Genomic DNA, 16,408 nt, shown 5'->3' with positions numbered 1-16,408 from the left:
CTTTTAATAAATACTTGTGTTTTAGCCCTTAAAATGGGAAAATATAATAGTCTATGGATAGACACTTTTAAAGGAGGTGAATCGACGTGGAAAACTTCGATAAAGTAAAAGATATCATCGTTGACCGTTTAGGTGTAGACGCTGATAAAGTAACAGAAGATGCATCTTTCAAAGATGATTTAGGCGCTGACTCACTTGATATCGCTGAATTAGTGATGGAATTAGAAGACGAATTTGGTACTGAAATTCCTGATGAAGAAGCTGAAAAAATCAACACTGTTGGTGATGCAGTTAAATACATCAATAGTCTTGAAAAATAAAAACTTACATCTGAGTCGTCGTCATGATGGCTCAGATTTTTTTCATAGGACATCAATAACATGAACGGAGGTTTATCAATCATGCACCCGAAACAATCAGAAATGATTAAAGATTTTCAATATCAATTTGATAAAAAAATGAAGATGCTTGGTCTTAGTTATACTCATTTAGATGTGTACCAACAAGCGTTTTCGCACTCTAGCTTTATTAATGATTTTAATATGGATCGATTAGCGCATAACGAGCGTTTAGAATTTTTAGGAGATGCGGTATTAGAATTGACGGTTTCACGTTACCTTTTTGACAAATATCCTAATTTACCTGAAGGAAATTTAACTAAAATGAGAGCGACAATCGTATGTGAACCCTCACTTGTAATATTTGCAAATAAAATTGAATTAAATCAACTCATTTTACTTGGAAAAGGCGAAGAAAAAACAGGCGGTAGAACAAGACCTTCATTAGTATCAGATGCTTTTGAAGCGTTTATTGGGGCTTTATACTTAGACCAAGGCTTAGAAGTAGTCTGGAAGTTTGCTCAAAAAGTCATTTTTCCATATGTAGAACATAATGAATTAATTGGCGTGGTCGATTTTAAAACACAATTCCAAGAATATATTCATAGTCAAAGTAAAGGAGATGTGACGTATCATTTGATTAAAGAAGAAGGTCCAGCACACCATCGTTTATTTACATCTGAAGTGATTTTAGAAAATAAAGCAATCGCAAAAGGACAAGGCAGAACAAAAAAAGAATCTGAACAAAAAGCAGCTGAAAGTGCTTATCATAAGTTAAGAGATGAGAACAAATAATAATGAACGCATTTCATATATTATCTTCTTTTCAACAAGAACGAGTATGAATGAATTAAGGAGAAGAGTATGGTTTATTTGAAATCTATAGATACCATTGGCTTTAAGTCATTTGCAGATCGTACGAATGTACAGTTCGATAGAGGCGTGACAGCAATTGTTGGTCCAAATGGTAGTGGAAAAAGTAATATTACTGATGCGATTAAATGGGTTTTAGGAGAACAATCTGCTAAGTCGCTTCGTGGCTCTAAAATGGAAGATATTATTTTCTCAGGGGCAGAACATCGTCAAGCACAAAATTATGCAGAAGTACAATTAAAATTAGATAATTCTACAAGAGAGTTGCAGATTGAGGCTGATGATGTGATTGTAACACGTCGTCTTTATCGTAGTGGAGAGAGCGAATATTATTTAAATAATGATAGGGCACGTCTACGCGATATTACAGAGTTATTTTTAGATTCTGGTCTAGGAAAAGAAGCGTTTAGTATTATTTCACAAGGTAGAGTAGATGAAATTTTAAATGCTAAACCTGTTGATCGACGTCAAATCATAGAAGAATCAGCGGGTGTTTTAAAATATAAAAAAAGAAAAACGGAATCTTTACAAAAACTAGGTCATACAGAAGATAATCTATCTCGAGTAGAAGATATTTTATATGATTTAGAAGGGCGTGTTGAACCTCTAAAAGCAGAAGCATCTATTGCTAAAGAATACTTACAATTATCAAAAGAGATGGAGCATAGTGATGTTGTCGTAACTGTACACGATATTAATCAATATGATGAAGAGAATCGTCAACTCGATGAACGATTGAATCATCTAAAAAGCCAACAAGCTGAAAAAGAAGGCCAACAAGCTCAATTAAATCAATATTTACAAAAACAAAAAACACAACGTCAAAAACTTGAAAGAGATACCGACCACGTTAATATAGATTTAATTACTACAACTGAGGAATATGAAAAATTTATTGGAAAATTAAATGTCCTTGAAGAGCGAAAAAGAAATCAATCAGAAACGAATGCACGTTTTGAAGAAGAATTAGATAATTTACAGTATGAATTAAAGAATGTTCAAGATGAAAGAGAACTTTCTTTAGAACAAGTATCTAAACTTAAAAAACAGCATCAATCGCTTAATAAAGAGATTAAACAGTTAGAATCAAAACTTAATCTTACAGATGCACAACATGATGAAAAATTAGAAACTATTAAAAATGAATATTATGAATTAATGTCCGAGCAATCTGAAGTGAATAATGATATTCGTTTTTTAGAACGTACTATTCAAGAAAATGAAACCAAAAAAACACGTCTCGATGCAAGATTAATAGAAGTATTTGATCAACTTAAACATATTCAAAAGGACATACATCAAACCGAACAAGCGCATACTACTACATCACAAAAAATGAATGTAACAGAGAAAGACATGCGTGACGTTGAATATCGTTTATCTGAAGCAAAACGTATAGAAGCGACATATGAAGATAAGTTATATCAAGCGTATCGATATACTGATAAAATGCGTGTGCGTATGGAAAGTTTAGAAACACAAGCAGAAGACTATTCCTACTTTTTTAATGGAGTAAAACATATATTAAAAGCAAAAGAGAATACTTTAAGTGGTATTCATGGTGCAATAGCCGAAGTCATCAAGGTACCATCAAAATTAACACAAGCGATTGAAACAGCGTTAGGAGCCTCCTTACAACACATTATTGTAAATAATGAAAAAGATGGTCGCCAGGCGATAAAATTTTTAAAACAACGAGGATTAGGAAGAGCAACATTTTTACCACTAAATGTAATTAGAGCAAGAAGTTTATCTCATCATATCCAAAATGTAGCTCGAAATTTTGATGGTTTTATTAATATTGCATCTGAAGCGGTTGAAGTTAATCAAACGTATCAAGCTGTCATAGATAATTTGATGGGTACTACCATTATAGTGGAGAATCTTAAAATTGCGAATGAACTTGCAAGAGCGATTCAATATAAAGCGCGAATCGTTACCTTAGAAGGAGATATCGTTAATCCAGGAGGATCAATGTCAGGTGGCGGAATGCGTCAATCAAAAAGTATTTTAGCTCAAAAAGATGAATTGACAACAATGAAAACACAATTAAACGACTACGAAGAGAAAACAAAAGAATTCGAACAACAATTGCAAAATCAAAAAGAGGAAGTTGAGACATTAAGTAATAAGTATGTAGATTTAAGTCAACAATATCATCAATTAAAAGCCACCGCTCACGAAGAAACATTGACTTTAGATCGATTAAAAAAACAAGAAACACATATAAAAAGTGAACATGAAGAATTTGAATTTGAGAAAAATGATGGCTATCAAAGTGAAAAAAGTCGTCATACATTAAAACAACAACAATTACGGTTATCTGAAATTCAAGAGCAACTAAAACAACTTGAAAAGGACATAGAGGTATATTCAAAGCTCTCTAAAGAGGGTAAAGAAAATGTATCGCAAGTTGAAAAAGAATTAAATCAAAAACGTTCTGATGTTGCAGTCGTTAAAGAAAAAATAAGCCATCAAACTATGTCGTTGGAAAGAATAGACAAACAACATGCACAAATTAACCAACAAATCATAGCAACTAAAGAGAAAATAGAATTATTTAATTCTGACGATATGATGGGCGAAAAAGCATTTCAACAGCTTCAATCAAGTATCCAAGATAAAGCGTCTCAACGTGATACATTAAAACAAAAACTTGATGCTTTAAAAGAACAAAAAGAGTCTATAAATGAAGATATTGAAATTCATGAGTACAAACTCGAACAATGCCATCAAGATTTATTATCCATTGAAAGTTTTTATCAAGATATTAAGGCCCAACAGTCTAAATTAGATGTTCTTATTAATCATGCAATGAATCATTTAAATGAAACGTATCATCTTACACTTGAACGTGCGAGAGAAACGTATCAATCAGATGTTCCAATAGAAACATTAAGAAAAAAAGTGAAATTAACTAAGATGTCAATTGAAGAATTAGGTTCAGTTAATGTTAATGCTATTGAACAATTTGAAGAATTAAATGAGCGTTATACATTTTTGAATGAACAGAGAAATGATTTAAGAGAAGCAAAACAGACTTTAGAACAAATCATTGATGAAATGGATCAAGAAGTAAAAGATCGTTTCAAAGCTACATTTTTTGAAGTACAAGATTATTTTACATCTGTATTTCAATCACTTTTTGGTGGTGGTCATGCTAAGTTAGAGCTTACGGATGATGATTACTTGTCTGCAGGAGTAGATATTATTGTTCAACCACCAGGTAAAAAATTACAACATCTTTCTCTATTAAGTGGTGGCGAACGCGCATTAAGTGCTATTGCATTACTATTTGCTATTTTAAAAGTAAGATCAGCACCATTTGTTATACTAGACGAAGTGGAAGCAGCTTTGGATGAAGCTAATGTTATTCGTTACGCACAATTTTTAAATGATTTATCTGAAAAAACACAGTTTATCGTCATTACGCATAGAAAAGGTACCATGGAGTATTCGGATCGTTTATATGGTGTTACAATGCAGGAGTCAGGTGTTTCAAAATTAGTAAGTGTAAATTTAAATACAATAGATGAGGTTATGAAGGAGGAAAATGCATGAGTTTTTTCAAACGACTAAAAGATAAATTTTCTACAAAGTCGACTGAAGATATTGAAAAGGAATTAACGGAAGATGAGGAATTAGATCAACCATCAACAAAAGACAATGAACAAGAAAATGAAGAACCTGCACCAAAAAAGAAAAAACCACGTAAATTAAGCGAAGCTGACTTCGATGAAGATGGGTTAATTTCAATTGAAGATTTTGAAGAAATTGAAGCTCAAAAAATGGGAGCGAAATTTAAAGCAGGTTTAGAAAAATCAAGAGAAAACTTCCAAGAGCAATTAAATAACTTGATTGCACGTTATCGAACTGTAGATGAAGATTTCTTCGAAGCTTTAGAAGAAATGTTGATTACTGCGGATGTAGGTTTCAATACGGTTATGCAATTAACGGATGAATTACGTACAGAAGCACAACGTCGTAATATCAAAGAAACTGAAGGTTTAAGAGAAGTTATCGTTGAAAAAATTGTAGAAATTTATCACCAAGAAGATGATCATTCAGAAGCAATGAATATCGAAGATGGCCGATTAAATGTCATTTTAATGGTTGGGGTCAATGGTGTAGGTAAAACTACAACGATTGGTAAATTGGCACATCGTTATAAAATGGAAGGTAAAAAAGTTATGTTGGCTGCTGGTGATACTTTCAGAGCAGGTGCAATTGAACAATTACAAGTTTGGGGCGATCGTGTAGGCGTAGAGGTAATCAGACAAAGCGAAGGTTCTGATCCTGCAGCAGTTGTTTATGATGCAATCAATGCGGCTAAGAATAAAGGTGTAGATATATTAATTTGTGATACAGCAGGTCGTTTACAAAATAAATCAAACTTAATGCAAGAATTGGACAAAATGAAAAGAGTCATTAGTCGTGCTGTTCCAGATGCACCACATGAAGCATTATTATGTTTAGACGCAACCACTGGTCAAAATGCACTATCACAAGCACGTTCATTCAAAGAAGTAACCAACGTTTCAGGGATTGTGCTCACTAAATTAGATGGCACAGCAAAAGGTGGTATTGTACTTGCTATTCGAAATGAATTGCATATTCCTGTTAAATACGTTGGTTTAGGTGAAAAACTAGATGATTTACAACCATTTAATCCTGAAAGTTATGTATATGGATTGTTTGCTGATATGATTGAGCAAAATGATAATATCCCTGATGAAATGCAAAGCTTAACAGATAATAATGAGGAACACCAAAATGGGGAAAAATGATTTAGTTAAAACGTTAAGAATGAATTATCTATTTGATTTTTATCATTCTTTGCTTACTGAAAAACAAAAGAATTATCTTGAATTATTTTATCTAAATGATTACTCATTAAGTGAAATTGCTGAAACGTTTAAAGTGAGTAGACAAGCGGTTTATGATAATATAAGAAGAACTGGCGATTTAGTAGAAGACTATGAAACTAAATTAAAGTTATATGAGAAATTTGAACAACGTCAAATGATTTATAACGAAATGAAACAATCTATTCATGATACTAAAAAACTGAAACATTTAATCCAAAAATTAGAAGAACTAGAATAATTTATAAGGAGGTTGTTAATATGGCATTTGAAGGATTATCCGATCGTTTACAAGCCACGATGCAAAAAATTCGCGGTAAAGGTAAAGTAACAGAAGCGGATATTAAAATAATGATGCGTGAAGTTAGATTAGCATTGTTAGAAGCCGATGTTAACTTCAAGGTAGTCAAAGACTTCGTTAAAACAGTTTCCGAACGTGCTTTGGGATCAGACGTTATGCAGTCTTTAACACCTGGACAACAAGTTATAAAAATAGTACAAGATGAATTAACACAATTAATGGGTGGAGAAAATACATCTATTAAAATGGCTAATAAGCCACCCACAGTTGTAATGATGGTTGGTTTACAAGGGGCAGGTAAAACAACTACTGCTGGTAAATTGGCATTGTTAATGCGTAAAAAATATAATAAAAAGCCAATGTTAGTAGCAGCCGACATATATCGTCCCGCTGCGATTAATCAATTACAAACAGTAGGTAAACAACTTGATGTACCTGTTTATAGTGAAGGTGATCAAGTTAAACCACAACAAATTGTAGATAACGCATTAAGATATGCTAAAGAAGAACATTTGGACTTTGTAATTATCGATACTGCGGGACGTTTACACATTGATGAAACATTAATGAATGAATTAGCTGATGTTAAAGAAATCTCAAAACCAGATGAAATTATGCTTGTTGTAGATGCGATGACAGGACAAGATGCTGTGAACGTTGCGCAATCATTTGATGAGCAATTGGATGTCACTGGTGTGACTTTAACTAAATTAGACGGAGATACTCGTGGTGGTGCGGCACTTTCTATTCGTGCAGTAACACATAAACCAATTAAATTTGTTGGTATGAGTGAAAAAATGGATGGTTTAGAATTATTCCATCCAGAGCGTATGGCATCTCGTATACTAGGTATGGGTGACGTATTAAGTCTTATCGAAAAAGCGCAACAAGATGTGGATCAAGAAAAAGCTAAAGATTTAGAAAAGAAAATGCGTGAGTCTTCATTTACATTAGATGACTTCTTAGAACAATTGGATCAAGTGAAGAATTTAGGACCACTGGATGATATTATGAAAATGATTCCAGGTATGAATAAAATGAAAGGCTTAGATAAGCTAAATATGAGTGATAAACAAATTGACCATATTAAAGCTATTATTCAATCAATGACACCTAATGAAAGACAAGATCCAGCAATTTTAAATGTTTCAAGAAAGAAACGTATAGCAAAAGGCTCAGGCCGTTCATTGCAGGAAGTGAATCGTTTAATGAAACAATTTAATGATATGAAAAAAATGATGAAACAATTTACGGGTAATGGTCGTAAAGGTAAAAAAGGTAAACGTAGCCAAATGGAAAATATGTTAAAAGGCATGAATTTACCATTCTAAAAAGTAATGAAAGCGGAATAACATCCTAAGTGTTATTCCGCTTTTTCATAAATAAGTAAAGGAACGCATGTACATTGGCACATGCATAACCAAAATGAATAAAGGTAAGCTCTAGTTAAAGCTAGTACATCATCAAATCTACAATTTATTTCATAAATCTAGATTTGGTAAAGAAAAAAGTCTTTACAAAGTTGGAGGTTCCTGTTATTATTATTTCTTGTAGAAAATAAAAATTAAAAGATTTAAAGGAGAGTTTTATAAATGGCAGTTAAAATTCGCTTAACTCGTTTAGGTTCAAAAAGAAATCCATTCTATCGTATCGTTGTAGCTGATGCGCGTTCACCACGTGATGGTCGTATCATCGAACAAATTGGTACTTACAATCCAGCAAGTGTAAATGCACCAGAAGTTAAAATCGATGAAGAATTAGCTTTAAAATGGTTAAAAGACGGTGCAAAACCAACTGATACTGTTCACAATATCTTATCAAAACAAGGTATTTTAAAAACATTTGATGAACAAAAACGTTCAAAGTAATTGATAATAATATCAATATCATATAATAACAGGTCTGTGGCATAAGGTATGTCACAGACTTTTATTATATTCTCACTCTATAAGAAACATGTTAATATGTATAAATAAACGACTATGTAAGGAGGATAAGGATGCAAGTAGAAGTAGGACAAATTGTAAATACACATGGGATTAAAGGAGAAGTAAAAGTAAAATCTAATTCTGATTTTACTGATACACGTTTTCAACCTGGAGAAGTCCTTATCGTGAATCACCACCATAATGAAATAGAAATGACTATTACATCATATCGTATACATAAAGGATTTCACATGCTTAAATTTGAAGGTATTAATCATATTAATGACGTCGAACAATATAAAGGAGATTACTTATTCCAAGAACGTGATCATGAGGATATTGAATTGAATGAAAACGAATTTTACTATTCTGATATTATTGGGTGTACGGTTTTTAATAATGATACACCAATTGGAAGAGTCATTAATATTTTTGAAACAGGTGCCAATGATGTATGGGTTGTTAAAGGTGACAAAGAATACCTTATTCCATATATAGCAGATGTCGTTAAAGAAGTAGATGTTGAACATAAAACAATTCGTATTACGCCAATGGAAGGATTATTATAATAATGAAAATAGATTACCTAACATTATTTCCAGAAATGTTCGACGGCGTTCTAAATCATTCGATTTTGAAGCGTGCGCAAGATAAAAATATTATTGAAGTTAATACTGTAAACTTTAGAGACTACGCTGAAAATAAACATAATCAAGTGGATGATTATCCGTATGGTGGCGGTCAAGGAATGGTTTTAAAACCAGAACCAGTGTTTAATGCAATGAAAGATTTAAAACATACTGATAAAACGCGTGTCATTCTCATGTGTCCTCAAGGACGACCATTCTCTCAAGCAATTGCTGAAGAATTGAGTGAAGCTGAACATATTGTATTTATTTGTGGACATTACGAAGGATATGACGAAAGAATTAGAGAAAATTTAGTAACCGATGAAATTTCAATGGGGGATTATGTATTGACTGGTGGAGAATTACCAGCTATGACTATGACTGATGCTATCGTTAGATTAATTCCTGGAGTACTTGGTAATGAACAATCCCATCAAGATGATTCTTTCTCCGATGGTTTACTTGAATTCCCACAATATACGCGTCCAAGAGAATATAAAGGTATGACTGTACCTGACGTATTATTATCTGGAAATCATGCAAATATAGAAAAATGGCGACATGAACAAAAATTAATACGTACTTTGCATAAACGTCCGGACTTACTAGAAAAGTATCAATTAAGTGATAAGGATAAAGAATTTTTAGAAAGCTATAAAAACCAATTGAAAAACAACTAGGAGTATGCTAATATATATCAAGTGTGAAAAGACACTAAAAATCACTATGATCCGCTGCTATATGATTGTCTAGGCAAGAACATAGGTTGAAGGAGAGTATAAAAATGAGTAATCATAAGTTAATCGAAGCAGTTACAAAATCACAATTACGCACAGACTTACCAACTTTCCGTACTGGTGACACTTTACGTGTACACGTACGTATCGTCGAAGGTTCACGTGAACGTATCCAAGTTTTCGAAGGTGTTGTAATTAAACGCCGCGGTGGAGGAATTTCTGAAACTTTCACAGTTCGTAAAATTTCTTCAGGTGTAGGTGTTGAACGTACATTCCCATTACACACTCCAAAAATCGAAAAAATCGAAGTTAAACGTCGCGGTAAAGTACGTCGTGCTAAATTATACTATTTACGTAGTTTACGTGGTAAAGCTGCAAGAATTCAAGAAATTCGCTAATCAGTATATAGAAAACTATACTAAAAAATGGGTAAGTTAATACGCATTTAAAAAAGAATTTGGGGCATAAAGTTCCAGGATAAATAAAGACAATTTCTATTGAAATACTATAGAAATTGTCTTTTTTATAATTTTTTTGATTATTTTTTTGCTCGTTGAGCTGCTACTTTTCTTATATTAAGTGCCATTAATACAAATCCTAGTTCTGTTTTGGCTTTATTTATCCCTCGAACGGATATTCGATAGCCTTCATAAATTCAAAAACAGGCTCCACGTTAATTTTTCTTTGACTGTAGATGGTTTTTGTTTTTGGTTCTGAAAGCTTTTTATTAATTTGGGCTTTAAATTATTGTCAATTATAATTCTTCATTATTTTTTTATTTGTTTTTGTATTAAAGTTTATACATGGGTGTTTCAGAGGACATTCTGAACAATCATCACATTCATATCATTTAAAGTCTCATTGAAAACCATATTTATCATGACGATAGGCATATCTTTTAAAATCTAATCGCTTATTGTTTGGACAAATGTATTCATCGAATTCAGTGTTAGTAATTATTTCTACAATATCATTTATGGGAATAAGAACTGAAGTTGCCATTAGTAGAGTAAGTTGAATCATATTATAATCATTATACATAAGGCACCTCGTTAATTTAGTTTAGTGATGTTTATTAATTATATGAATATGCCTTATTTTTTAAGTATTTCAATGTAAAATTACATATAAATACAAAGTATTTTGGCGAGACTTTTAAGGGAACAGGACAAGCTGAAGACTACAGGCTGAAGCTGTCCCCTAAGAAAGCGAGCCAACAATACGCAGTATTGTAAATAAAGAAGCCAGTAAATGAATTTATTATAAATTCATTTACTGGCTATTTTGCTAGGAATTATGACCCAGGCGCTTTTTATTTTAATTGATTTTTTCTTTTTAAATATCTGCTAAATATTATACTGCTTATTATTCCGATAACGCTCAAAATTAATAGTATATAAAAATGTGGTGGTGTATAAGATAATTCAATATGAGTATCATTTTTCTTGACTGGAATAGCTGTCATAATACCGTTAGCTTGTTTTACATCTACATCGTGTCCATTAACACGTGCATGCATACCGTTAGCATAGGCGATTGGTACCACCAAGTATCCAGAAGTTCCTTTAGGTTTAGTGAATGTATAGCCACTTCTAAATTGTGAAATAGTCACAGGTTTAAGTAATTTAGAAGCTTGTTTCAATGTATGATAATCTTCTCCATAGATACCTTTAATAGATAGTCGATAATGTCCTTTAGTAAGACGAATCTTTAATTGATCCGAAGCTTTTACTCTCATTGTTACAGGAGTTACAAAACGTCGATATTTATAACTTAGCATATTACGATTTTGAGCATATTCATTTACTCCTATAGAATGCTCAATATCGGGAGCTAACAATTCTACATCCATTTCGACATACATATCTTTATATTGATTAGCTAACGTTTTAGGTAATGTCAATGTGATACCACCATTATTTTTTTCTACATTTAAATGAGTTTTATCTTTCCAAGTAGCATTATTTGTAGATTGATATGCTTTACTTAATAGGTTTTCATTTTGAGTGAAAGAAGTATTCGCTTTTATTGAATCATCATCTAATACTACACCTTGTAGCATCGCTTGCTCACGATCTAATGGCGATTTGAGATCATGTTTATTAAAAATCTTATTAGTAATATGAGTGGCTGGATAATTAATAGTATTTTCTGAATGAATTAATTTATCTGAACCATTATTGATAGTATCTACCTTTTTAAAACCATAAGGCATATTCAGATCATTAGGATGTCGGAATCGATCTTGAACATCCCACATGGCTTCTAAATTTGCTCGATTCCCTAAGTATCGATATGTACTATTCTTATCAACAGGCATATTAATTTGCATTTCTTTATCATAGTATTTTAATATGTCACCATCAAAAATACTTGAGTAAAGTGAAATGCCATTATAATGGTAAATAAATGGTGAATTGAGTGCATAGGCTGACATATAATCAATACGATGGAAAGGATTTTTATTATCTTTTTGTTTCTTAATATTATTAATTTTTTTAGCAAGTTTATGATTATAATAACTTGAATCTGTTAATGTTTTCGTAGTCGTTGCATATGGATCAATAGTACGGGCTCGTGAATCGTGTGTCATCATAATTTGTTGTACAAAGAATAGTAACACAATAGCTATTAGTATATAAGGTTGATATAACCATTGTTTTTTCCATACTACAAAGGTTAAAACGATGATTAAAAGTAATGGTACAATCATCCAATTGACATAAGCACTTACAAATATATAGTGATATAAACCAAATATAAATACCGGAATTGCTACAAGTAAATATTGTTTTAATGTAAGTTCAGATAAATATTGAATATATAATGCAATTAAGATACTAGTTGAAATAGATAAAAAGTATACCCATCGACGTTGTGGTAATGAAAAGCCATTAAATGCACTATCAAAGTATTGTGATAAAGATCCAATAAGTAAAAACCAAGTGATGATAGCAAAAATTTTATAATAGTAGTGACGATATAACTTAAACGTAAATAAAGCCATTAATGCAATAATCGAAACTGTGATATAAAAACCATCAGAAAAAATATGATATTTATTTTGTGTTAAATCTGTAAATAATGTAATATTAAAGTCATCGTTTTGGGCTCTATCATTGTTTAGGAATGAAGATACACCTGTATAGAATCCTAAAATACTAGATAAAAGCGCAAGTATTGCACCAATAACGAGTAAATAAAATTTTTCCCATCTTGATACGATATCACAACGATATTTAAAAATGACTCTTAATATGAAATAAATCCCTAATACAATAGCTTGGTAGTAACTGAAATAAAAATTAGAAAATAAGGTCAGCGCAACTGAAAAGATAAATAATCCTATTCTTCTTTTTTGGAAGAAACGTTCCATTCCCCATAAAGATAAAGGTAATAAAATCAATAAGTCTCCATAAAATGACCATGTATAGTTATAGTAAAGGACAAGCGTGGATGCACCATATAAAATAGTAGCGATAAGCAATGGCGCTGTTTTCAACTTAAGCCATTTTAAATAGTAAAATACAACAATAATTGTAATAATCGTTCTAGCGTAAGCGATTATTAATTGGTTAGTTGCCCAAAAGGCGATATGATTCGTTTGCCAATGAAATAAAAAATGACTTATCCAGATTATAAAAAAATTAATCCACATTATAGGAGATAAAGAATAATAATAGGCCAATCCCTTAATGTAATCTCCACCTAACCCAAAAGATTGATCATAGGCTCCTTTGAACTTACTGTAATGTTCATATAAGTACATTTGAAATGGCATCATTTGTCTAAAACCATCTCCGGAACCACTAAATACAAATCCTTCTTTGAAATAATCTCGAATAAACGGATAATAGACTGCTAAAGAAATGATATTAGCAATTATAAATATAGATAAAAAGGTCAATAATCGATTGGACCGAATTTTATTGATCAATGTTTTTCCTCATCTTTCTCTTTTTGATATTAACAAATCTAACAAATACAACACTTATTATTATACTGATTAGTGAAATTAAAATCATAGTATTCCAATAAGGTGGTTGATATTTAATAATAATTTTTTTAGCAGATGAATTAACAGGAACGCCTGTCATCATGTAATTAACTTTCATAGGTTTAATACGGTGTCCATCAACATACGCTTGCATACCTTCTCTAAAAGGAATATTAATTGAAGCGATCCCTTTATCATGTTTATCTAAATTGACTTCGACGCCGTTTTTAATATCTTTATATTTGTTATTAAAATCAGCTTTTTTATGCATTTGTTTTAACATTTTATAATTTTCTCCATTTAATTGTTGAAGGTTTAAATAAAATGTTCCTTTAGGAGATAAAGTGATATTGATGTTTCCTTTATTATCAAGTTGTGTTCGGTAAAGTTGTGTATCAATACCAGTACGATAAGTAGAATTATTAAATAATCGGTGATTTGCATAATTATTCACAGAGACTGTGTAATTACTATCGGGATGACCACGCTTTATTTTCATCGTAACGTAAAAATCATCATACTTTTGGCGTAATGATCGAGGTAAGTGTATTGTTAATGTTCCACCTTTATCTCCAATTACTTTATAGACATTACCATTTAAATGTTTTAGATTTTTATAACTCAATGATGATTGAGTTAATAAATTAGGAGCTTTATCTTTATAACTTGTGCCTTCATTGTTTAAAATAACACCTTTTAACATTGCATGTTCTCTATCAATTGCAGTTGTTAATTTTTTACTATTGTATATAGAATCAGTTACTTTAACAGAGGGTAAGTTAAGTGTATTTTCATAAATACCATATTGCCCGCTTGATTTTATTTTTTTGAAGTAGGAAGGTAAGTTATTTTGATAATTTTTTAGCATCATATAACGCACTGAAAATAGACTCGCGATATTTTGTCGTCCATTCGTTGATTGATATCGACTCAATGACTCCTCAGCTAAATTAATTTTTAAAGCATCGTAATAATAATCGAGTATATTATGATGGAAAATACTTGAATACAAACTTAACCCTTTAAAATGTTGATACATCGGTGTATTATCTTGTTCGTTGACTCTCCAATCGATACGTTCATCCTCATGCTTATTTTGATTCATTTCTTTGACAAGCGCACGTTGTAAGTCGGAACTATATAAACTGGAATTAATATAAAACGTATTTCCACGATCAGTGTGATCTTTATAGTAAATTTGATTTTTAATGAATACTATAGAGATCAAGATACTTAATAATATAATTGAAATATTATATAAATAACTTAATTTAAAACGATATGTACGATCTTTAATGATAAGAACCATCAGTCCAATTAAAGATACAATAGGGACTAATATGAACCATGCTAAAAATTTATGATATATAATAGCGCTTATAAATATAACTAATTCTGCGATTACATTACTTATTAGATAAGATTTTGTAGTTAGTGTTTTGAAATATTTTAAAAATAATCCGATTAATAGTGTGGAATTAAAAGCTAAAATAAAATGCCAACGCTTTTGAGGCGCTGAAAAACCATTAAATACTTGGTCGATGAAAGGTATAAAACTAAATATAATAAATACAAAGGTAAGGATAGCAAATAAACGATAATAATAATGTTTATATAATTTAAAACTTAAAAGAGCTTGAATGGTAATAAATAATAATACAATTAAATAATTATCAAAGAAAATGTTTGTATTAATATCTAATTTTTCGAATGTATCAACTGCTCCAGAAAAAGGTACACGACGGTTATTTAAAAAGCTTTGAGCACCATGAAAAAAGATAAATAAACTATTACCTAAACCTAACAGGGCACTAATGATTAAAGTAAAAAATGCTTTACTTCTTGAGAGAATATCTTTGGGATGTCTAAATATTACACGAATCAGTATATAACCCGCACCTATTAAACAAAGATAGTATGCAAAATAAAAGTTATTAATTAGTATTAAAGAAACAGTAATAATGAATAGTCCAAACTTCTGTTTTTGCAAGACTCTTTCAATAGAGAATAATAATAACGGCATCCAAACAAACACATCACTAAAGAAGGGCCAATACACTGTAAAGCGATAATATAAGGGTGACATAACAAATAAAAACGCTACAATTAAGCTTAAGTATTTGTTATTTGAAATGTATTTACTATATAAGTAAGTGCAATACATGGCAATCGTTGTTTTAATCATTGAGATAATAAGTGCATTAATCATCCAAAATAATACATCATGCGTATGTAAAGGAATAAAAATTTTAATAATTGCAATAAATACTACATTTATTATAAATAAAATATTTGTGGAGAAGTAGTAACTAAGATCTGTAAAGAAATCTCCACCTAATCCAAAATCGGTGGAATAAAACAAATTGCCACTACTCCATTTATCAAATAAATACATTTGAATTGGAACCATTTGTTCCATTCCATCATTTGGACCTGTAAATAAAATGCCATCGTGAATAAAACGATAAATGACATAACTATGTCCTATGATGGACAATGCTATAAAAAGTCCTAGATAAGTAAAAAATTTTTTCATATTAAACCTCTGTAGTTAGAATGTCCTATTAATAATCAAAAAATGACTACATACTAAATTGTAGTGTATTAAACTTCCTAATAAAAGTATTTATATGTTTTATAAAAAGTTAGAAATTTGTTTTTAATATTAGCGATTTAATGAATATGAAATAGCATGTTAAAATATAATAGAATTGATAATAGTAGTGAAGATTTTAAATAT

The 16,408-nt window shown here is 30.9% G+C and carries 12 protein-coding genes and 1 pseudogene; 10 read left to right on the top strand and 3 right to left on the bottom strand.

Annotated features, from left to right (window positions below; translation table 11 throughout):
- Nucleotides 1-86 precede the first annotated feature (86 nt).
- The 10 genes from NST64_RS07545 (at nt 87) to rplS (ending at nt 10,069) form a co-directional block, all read left to right on the top strand.
- The gene (locus NST64_RS07545; protein ID WP_001830184.1) at nt 87-320 is read left to right on the top strand and encodes an acyl carrier protein; all 234 of its coding nucleotides are present in this window, start codon (nt 87-89) and stop codon (nt 318-320) included.
- Nucleotides 321-401: 81 nt separating this feature from the next.
- Nucleotides 402-1,133 carry a ribonuclease III gene (gene rnc / locus NST64_RS07540; RefSeq protein WP_002448736.1) on the top strand — a complete coding sequence of 244 codons (732 nt, stop codon included), beginning with the start codon at nt 402-404 and terminating at the stop codon, nt 1,131-1,133.
- 69 nt (nt 1,134-1,202) lie between these two features.
- Nucleotides 1,203-4,772 (top strand): chromosome segregation protein SMC, encoded by a 3,570-nt coding sequence (gene smc, locus NST64_RS07535; RefSeq protein WP_049418201.1) that lies wholly within the window; start codon nt 1,203-1,205, stop codon nt 4,770-4,772.
- A complete protein-coding gene (gene ftsY / locus NST64_RS07530) occupies nt 4,769-5,998 on the top strand; it encodes a signal recognition particle-docking protein FtsY (RefSeq protein WP_049336508.1) in 1,230 nt (409 codons plus the stop codon). Before smc ends, ftsY begins: the two co-directional genes overlap by 4 nt.
- A complete protein-coding gene (locus tag NST64_RS07525) occupies nt 5,985-6,317 on the top strand; it encodes a putative DNA-binding protein (protein WP_002455430.1) in 333 nt (110 codons plus the stop codon). The genes ftsY and NST64_RS07525 overlap by 14 nt, the downstream gene beginning before the upstream one ends.
- A 20-nt stretch (nt 6,318-6,337) precedes the next feature.
- On the top strand, nt 6,338-7,708 hold the full coding sequence (gene ffh, locus NST64_RS07520) for a signal recognition particle protein (RefSeq protein WP_107632390.1): 1,371 nt from the start codon (nt 6,338-6,340) through the stop codon (nt 7,706-7,708).
- Nucleotides 7,709-7,969: 261 nt separating this feature from the next.
- Nucleotides 7,970-8,245 (top strand): 30S ribosomal protein S16, encoded by a 276-nt coding sequence (gene rpsP / locus NST64_RS07515; protein WP_002448807.1) that lies wholly within the window; start codon nt 7,970-7,972, stop codon nt 8,243-8,245.
- A 131-nt stretch (nt 8,246-8,376) separates the two neighbouring features.
- Nucleotides 8,377-8,874 (top strand): ribosome maturation factor RimM, encoded by a 498-nt coding sequence (gene rimM, locus NST64_RS07510; protein WP_049418198.1) that lies wholly within the window; start codon nt 8,377-8,379, stop codon nt 8,872-8,874.
- A 2-nt stretch (nt 8,875-8,876) separates the two neighbouring features.
- On the top strand, nt 8,877-9,614 hold the full coding sequence (gene trmD / locus NST64_RS07505; RefSeq protein WP_002455428.1) for a tRNA (guanosine(37)-N1)-methyltransferase TrmD: 738 nt from the start codon (nt 8,877-8,879) through the stop codon (nt 9,612-9,614).
- A gap of 104 nt (nt 9,615-9,718) precedes the next feature.
- Nucleotides 9,719-10,069 carry a 50S ribosomal protein L19 gene (gene rplS, locus NST64_RS07500; protein WP_002448843.1) on the top strand — a complete coding sequence of 117 codons (351 nt, stop codon included), beginning with the start codon at nt 9,719-9,721 and terminating at the stop codon, nt 10,067-10,069.
- Here rplS and NST64_RS07495 read toward each other — a convergent pair.
- The 3 genes and pseudogenes from NST64_RS07495 to NST64_RS07485 all read right to left on the bottom strand — a co-directional run.
- A pseudogene (locus NST64_RS07495) lies at nt 10,008-10,610 on the bottom strand (transposase); the annotation flags it as partial. The gene rplS and the pseudogene NST64_RS07495 overlap by 62 nt on opposite strands.
- Before the next feature lie 373 nt (nt 10,611-10,983).
- Nucleotides 10,984-13,608, bottom strand: coding sequence for a YfhO family protein (locus NST64_RS07490; protein ID WP_049437575.1), 2,625 nt, complete (start codon nt 13,606-13,608; stop codon nt 10,984-10,986).
- Nucleotides 13,598-16,204, bottom strand: a complete 2,607-nt coding sequence (locus NST64_RS07485) for a YfhO family protein (RefSeq protein WP_107632388.1) — start codon at nt 16,202-16,204, stop codon at nt 13,598-13,600. Before NST64_RS07485 ends, NST64_RS07490 begins: the two co-directional genes overlap by 11 nt.
- Nucleotides 16,205-16,408: the final 204 nt, after the last annotated feature.

It is taken from the genome of Staphylococcus sp. FSL W8-1268, from assembly GCF_038003965.1.
In the GTDB taxonomy this organism is placed as follows: Bacteria; Bacillota; Bacilli; order Staphylococcales; family Staphylococcaceae; genus Staphylococcus; species Staphylococcus hominis.
The sequence above is the reverse complement of the archived record's forward strand: the minus strand, read 5'-3'. Positions and strand labels throughout refer to the sequence as shown.